Source organism: Rhodococcus sp. BS-15 (assembly GCF_000813105.1).
Taxonomy (GTDB): domain Bacteria; phylum Actinomycetota; class Actinomycetes; order Mycobacteriales; family Mycobacteriaceae; genus Rhodococcoides.
On record NZ_BAOX01000311.1, the window covers coordinates 1 to 5,548 of the forward strand.

5 protein-coding genes and 2 pseudogenes are annotated in these 5,548 nt (G+C 66.5%); 5 read left to right on the forward strand and 2 right to left on the reverse strand.

The window, feature by feature from the left end:
• Positions 1 to 1,194 (reverse strand): DNA repair protein RadA (radA, locus tag RHBS_RS23550; RefSeq protein WP_128646550.1); only part of this gene is annotated, 1,194 nt, incomplete at its 3' end.
• Between the two features lie 43 nt (positions 1,195 to 1,237).
• A complete protein-coding gene (locus tag RHBS_RS23555) occupies positions 1,238 to 1,846 on the reverse strand; it encodes a hypothetical protein (protein ID WP_128646552.1) in 609 nt (202 codons plus the stop codon).
• Positions 1,847 to 2,134: 288 nt separating this feature from the next.
• On the opposite strand from RHBS_RS23555, the gene RHBS_RS23560 reads away from it, so the two are divergent.
• The 5 genes and pseudogenes from RHBS_RS23560 to RHBS_RS29835 all read left to right on the forward strand — a co-directional run.
• A complete protein-coding gene (locus tag RHBS_RS23560) occupies positions 2,135 to 2,623 on the forward strand; it encodes a CarD family transcriptional regulator (RefSeq protein ID WP_027494344.1) in 489 nt (162 codons plus the stop codon).
• Positions 2,624 to 2,670: 47 nt separating this feature from the next.
• A pseudogene (ispD, locus tag RHBS_RS23565) lies at positions 2,671 to 3,305 on the forward strand (2-C-methyl-D-erythritol 4-phosphate cytidylyltransferase).
• A gap of 16 nt (positions 3,306 to 3,321) precedes the next feature.
• The gene (gene ispF, locus RHBS_RS23570) at positions 3,322 to 3,786 is read left to right on the forward strand and encodes a 2-C-methyl-D-erythritol 2,4-cyclodiphosphate synthase (protein ID WP_128646554.1); all 465 of its coding nucleotides are present in this window, start codon (positions 3,322 to 3,324) and stop codon (positions 3,784 to 3,786) included.
• Positions 3,787 to 3,809: 23 nt separating this feature from the next.
• Entirely contained in the window at positions 3,810 to 5,225 is a 1,416-nt protein-coding gene (gene cysS / locus RHBS_RS23575; RefSeq protein ID WP_128646556.1) for a cysteine--tRNA ligase, read from the forward strand.
• Positions 5,225 to 5,548 (forward strand): annotated as a pseudogene (locus RHBS_RS29835) (23S rRNA (guanosine(2251)-2'-O)-methyltransferase RlmB); the annotation flags it as partial. The gene cysS and the pseudogene RHBS_RS29835, both read left to right, overlap by 1 nt.

The following is a 5,548-nucleotide window of genomic DNA, read 5'->3' on the forward strand; positions in this document are numbered from 1 at the left end:
CCCGGCGGAAGTGGGTTGATCGCGGACCGCCGATGCCACCGCCGCGGCCAGCGCAAGATCGGCCGACGGTTCGCTGGTGCGCATCCCGCCGACCGTCGCCGCGTAGACCTCCGCCTTGGACACTTTGACCCCGCAGCGGCGTTCCAGCACGGCCAGGATCATCGCAACGCGGGCGTGATCGAGCCCGCTCACCGCCCGCCGAGGCGACGGCATCGCGGTGTCGACGATCAACGCTTGCAGCTCCGCCAACAACGGCCGTTTGCCGTCCATCGTGACGGTCACGGCAGTTCCGGGCACGGCGTCGCCCCGATGATGCAGGAACAGCCCCGACGGATCACTGATGCCGACGATCCCGGTTTCGCGCAGCTCGAAACAGCCGACCTCGTCGGATGCGCCGAATCGGTTCTTGACGCCGCGAATCATCCGCAGGGTGGAGTGCTTGTCACCCTCGAAGTTGAGCACCACGTCGACGAGATGCTCGAGCGACCGCGGACCTGCCACCGCACCTTCCTTGGTGACGTGTCCGACGAGCAGCACCGCAACGCCGGTCGTCTTGGCCAGCGTGGTCAGCGCACTCGTGATGGCGCGGACCTGGGTGACGCCGCCGATGACGCCGTCGACGTCTGCGGCGAGCATCGTCTGCACGGAATCGACGATCAGCAGGCTGGGCTTGACCTGCTCCACGTGACCGAAGACGGTGGCGAGGTCGGACTCGGCGGCGAGGAAGACGCGCTCGTGTACCGCGCCGGTTCGATCGGCCCGCAACCTCACCTGACCCGCCGACTCCTCGCCGGTGACGTAGAGCGCGCGGCGATCGGGTGCCGAGCGGGCCCACCGATGCACCACCTCGAGCAACAGCGTCGACTTGCCGACTCCGGGCTCGCCGGCGAGGAGCACGACCGAACCGGGGACGAGACCGCCACCCAGAACGCGATCGAACTCGTCGATCCCGGTGGTGTTGGCCTGCGAGGTGGCACTGCTGATGGTCGTCAGAGCCGCGGCGGGCGTGGTGGGAATCATGGCCCCGCCGCCCGAACGCAGGGCCGATGCACCTGCGCGTGTCGCGAGCGGAGCGGCTGTGGCCTGGACCTCGTCCATCGAGCCCCAGTCACCGCATTCGGGGCAACGACCGACCCACTTCGAGACCGAGTGACGGCACGCAGAGCAGCGGTAGCTCGACTTCAGTTTGACCACGCCGAGAGCCTAACGATCGGCGCCGACAGGGTCGGGGCGGCGGCTATTCGCCTTCGCTGTGCTCGGTTACCGCGGACTCGTCGCGCTCGAGCTCGTGACCGGCATCGACCGGAACGTTGACGACGACCTCGCCCGCGTTCGCGAACTCGAACGTGACCGGCAGCGTCAGGCCCGGTCGAACGTTCTCGGAGATGTCGGCCATCTCCACCTTGATCAGCTGGATCGGCAGCAGCGGATCGTCGAGCTGAACATCCGCGGGCGAACCTGCGCCGAGCGCGGTCAGCGGAGCGATCTCGTTGCTGCCTGCTTCCGCCTCGTCGACGATGGTGACCTGAGCCTCGGGGGAGGAGATGTCGGTCAGCTCGTCGGCCACGGTCGGGTTGGAATTGATGGCCGTGAAGCCGAGCTCGACGGTGCCGCCGGGCTCGATGCTGTATTCCTCGGAGGTGGGGTAAACGACGTGCACGTTGCGCAGCTGGATGTCTCCGACGTCGACGGAGTTGCCGTTGACCGCGGCGACCTGAGTTGCAGTCTGGGAGATCTGACCTGCGCCGCACGCGGTGAGGGCCAACGCGCCACCGGCGAGAAGAGCGAGGGCGGCGGCCGTCCTGCGATGGCGGCCAAGCGGTGTCGCAGCGTCTATTGCAGTCACTTCGGTCGTCCTCCATGTGGTGCCGGGCCGGCTCGGTCCATCTCGTCCACTAGGCAGAGTAGTAGTTCTCGTCCACCGGCCGCTCGTGGGGTCGGCCAGCGGCCCGATGACGCCAGGTGAGGGTGCCTGTCAGGAGTGGGAACCGCGGAACGACCCGCGTGAAAATGTGGCCCCGGATACACGTCGATCCGTCTGTGTCAACCCCTGATTCGGCACCGCTATGCCCCTGACCTGCACCGTTGATATGAGCCGTGGTATTCTGGGTAAATCGAAAGGGGCACTTGTCACATGATTTTCAAGGTCGGAGACACCGTCGTTTACCCCCATCACGGAGCGGCGCTGATCGAAGCGATAGAGACACGCACCATCAAGGGTGAACCGAGAGAGTATCTGGTTCTCAAGGTCGCGCAAGGCGACCTCACCGTTCGAGTTCCCGCGGACAATGCAGAATACGTAGGCGTTCGCGACGTCGTCGGGCAAGAAGGTCTCGACAAAGTCTTTCAGGTGCTCCGCGCGCCGCACACCGAAGAGCCCACCAACTGGTCGCGCCGGTACAAGGCCAACCTGGAGAAGCTCGCTTCCGGTGACGTGAACAAGGTTGCCGAGGTCGTCCGCGATCTCTGGCGACGCGAGCAGGATCGCGGACTGTCGGCAGGCGAGAAGCGCATGCTCGCCAAGGCACGTCAGATTCTGGTCGGCGAGCTCGCACTCGCCGAAGGAACCGATCAGGCCAAGGCCGACACCATGCTCGACGAAGTTCTCGCTACCGCTTCTTAGAGTGAACAGCTACTCGGAGTGAACGGTACTGCCGGCGACGTGGTCGCCTGGTACCCGCAGCAGGCAAAGGCCTTCGGCTCGGATACGACGAGCCGAAGGCATTCGTCTGTCTGGGTACCGACTCTCTTCTGACACGGTCCGTCGACGGTCTCCGGGCCTCGGGTGCCGTCGATCGCATCGTCGTCATCGTGCCGGCCGAGCTGCTCGACGCGGCCCGCCGTCATGTCGGTGACGACGTCACCGTCGTGGCCGGAGGGCTCGAGCGGACCGATTCGGTACGCGCCGGTCTCGCCGCTGTCGGCGACGCAGCCGTCGTGCTCGTCCACGATGCAGCCCGGGCACTCACCCCACCGACGCTGATCGCCCGCGTCGTGGCCGAGGTACGAGCCGGACGCTCCGCCGTCATTCCGGTTCTCCCGGTCGTCGACACCATCAAGGAAGTCGACATCATGGGCGCAGTGGTCGGTACCCCGGACCGCGCGAGTCTGCGCTCGGTGCAGACCCCGCAGGCTTCGACGCCGACGTCCTGCGCCGCGCGTACGACGCAACATCCGACATCTCCACCGACGACGCGGGCCTCGTCGAGCGCATCGGCGAGACGGTGCACTCCATCGTCGGCGATGCACTCGCGTTCAAGATCACCACTCCACACGACCTGCTACTGGCAAAGGCGCTGCTGTGAACAGTCGAGACGAGCTGTGAGAGTCGGCATAGGCACCGACGTCCATCCCATTGCGCCCGGTCGGCCCTGTTGGCTGGCCGGCTTGCTGTTCGAGGACGCAGACGGACTCGACGGGCATTCCGACGGCGACGTGGCCTCGCACGCCCTGTGCGACGCGCTGCTGTCCGCGGCCGGACTGGGCGATCTCGGATCGGTGTTCGGGACCGGTCGTCCGGAATGGGACGGGGTCAGCGGAGCCGCCATGTTGAAAGAGGTCAAGCGGCTGCTCGACGCGGACGGATTTGCGATCGGGAACGCTGCGGTGCAGATCATCGGCAATCGGCCCAAGATCGGACCGCGCCGCGTCGAGGCCCAGGAAGTTCTTTCGCGGGTGCTCGGTGCGCCGGTATCGGTGTCCGCGACCACCACCGACGGGCTCGGGCTGACCGGTCGCGGTGAAGGAATCGCGGCCATCGCGACCGCACTTGTCATGACGAGGTAAAACCACCGGTAGCATTGCTGGTCGTGACCCTTCACCTACACGACACCGAGACGAGGGCCCTGCGGGAATTCACCCCCTTGGTCCCTGGCCATGCATCGGTGTACCTGTGTGGGGCAACGGTGCAGGGCGAACCTCATATCGGCCACGTGCGCAGCGGCGTCGCGTTCGACGTACTGCGCCGCTGGTTGCTGGCGCACGATTACGACGTCGCATTCGTTCGCAACGTGACCGACATCGACGACAAGATTCTCAACAAGGCGCGTGACGCGGGCCGTCCGTGGTGGGAGTGGGCTGCAACCTACGAGCGATCCTTCACCTGGGCCTACGACCGGCTCGGGGTGCTCCCGCCGTCCGCCGAGCCGCGTGCGACCGGGCACATCACCCAGATGGTCCGGATGATCGAGCGTCTGATCGAACGCGGCCACGCCTACGCCGACGATTGCGGCGACGTCTACTTCGACGTGCAGAGCTTCCCGAGCTACGGCGCACTGTCCGGGCACAAGCTCGACGACGTGCACCAGGGCGAGAGCGTCGCCGAGGGCAAGCGTGACCCGCGCGACTTCACACTGTGGAAGGGCGCGAAGCCCGACGAGCCGTCGTGGCCGACACCGTGGGGCCCCGGCCGTCCGGGCTGGCATCTCGAGTGCTCGGCGATGGCGGAGAACTACCTCGGTTCGGATTTCGACATCCACTGCGGCGGGCTGGATCTGGTGTTCCCGCATCACGAGAACGAGCGCGCGCAGTCCATGGCGGCCGGAGACGGCTTCTCGCGGTACTGGCTGCACAACGGGTGGGTGACGATGGGCGGCGAGAAGATGTCGAAGTCCCTCGGCAACGTGCTCTCGGTGCCGAACGTGCTGAAAAAGGTTCGGCCGCAAGAGCTTCGGTATTACCTCGGTGGAGCGCACTACCGCTCGATGCTGGAGTACTCCGAGACCGCACTCGAGACCGCGGCCGTGACGTACCGGGGCATCGAAGGGTTCGTCAAACGAGCCGTCGAACGCGCCGGTGACGTGCCGATGGGCAAGTGGACGGCCGGATTCGCCGAGGCTCTCGACGACGACCTCGCAGTTCCCAAGGCGCTGGCCGAAATTCACGCCACCGTCACCCTGGGCAACACCGCACTCGAATCCGGTGACCTACCAGCAGCGGTGGAGTACGCAGGCAGTGTGCGCGCGATGCTCGACATCCTCGGTGTCGACCCGCTCGATCCGCACTGGAGCAAAGACAGTGGATCCGACGCAGCAGCTCTCGGCGCCCTCGGCGTCCTGGTCCAGGCCGAGCTGGAGCGTCGAGCAACGGCGAAGGCGACCAAGGACTGGGCCGCCGCCGACGACATACGCGATCGACTTGCGAAGGCCGGAGTCGACGTGACAGATACACCCAACGGGCCCGAATGGTCGCTGGGTACGAGTAAGACCGACGAAGCAGGTTTGTGATGGCAGGCAATTCGAGTAGGCGCGGCGCAATCCGCAAGGACGGCACCAAGAAGGGACAGGTCGCCGGATCCGGTGGCAAGCGTCGGAAGGGTCTCGAGGGCCGTGGCGCGACGCTCCCGCCTCCGAGCGCACCAAGCATCCCGCCGCGCGTCGGGCCAAGCTCGCCGAGAAGTCCGCAACGAACCGCGGCGGCAACACCGGTGGCCGCGCGGGTGGACGACCGGCCGGACGCAAGGCCGAAGACGGTCCCGAGGTGGTACTCGGTCGCAACCCGGTGGTCGAGTGCCTGCGTGCAGGAGTGCCCGCCACCGCACTGTGGGTTA

What these genes read in the sequence shown, in the direction of transcription:
- RHBS_RS23560 (WP_027494344.1), top strand. Translation starts at nt 2,135, where the DNA reads ATGATTTTCAAGGTCGGAGACACCGTCGTTTACCCCCATCACGGAGCG.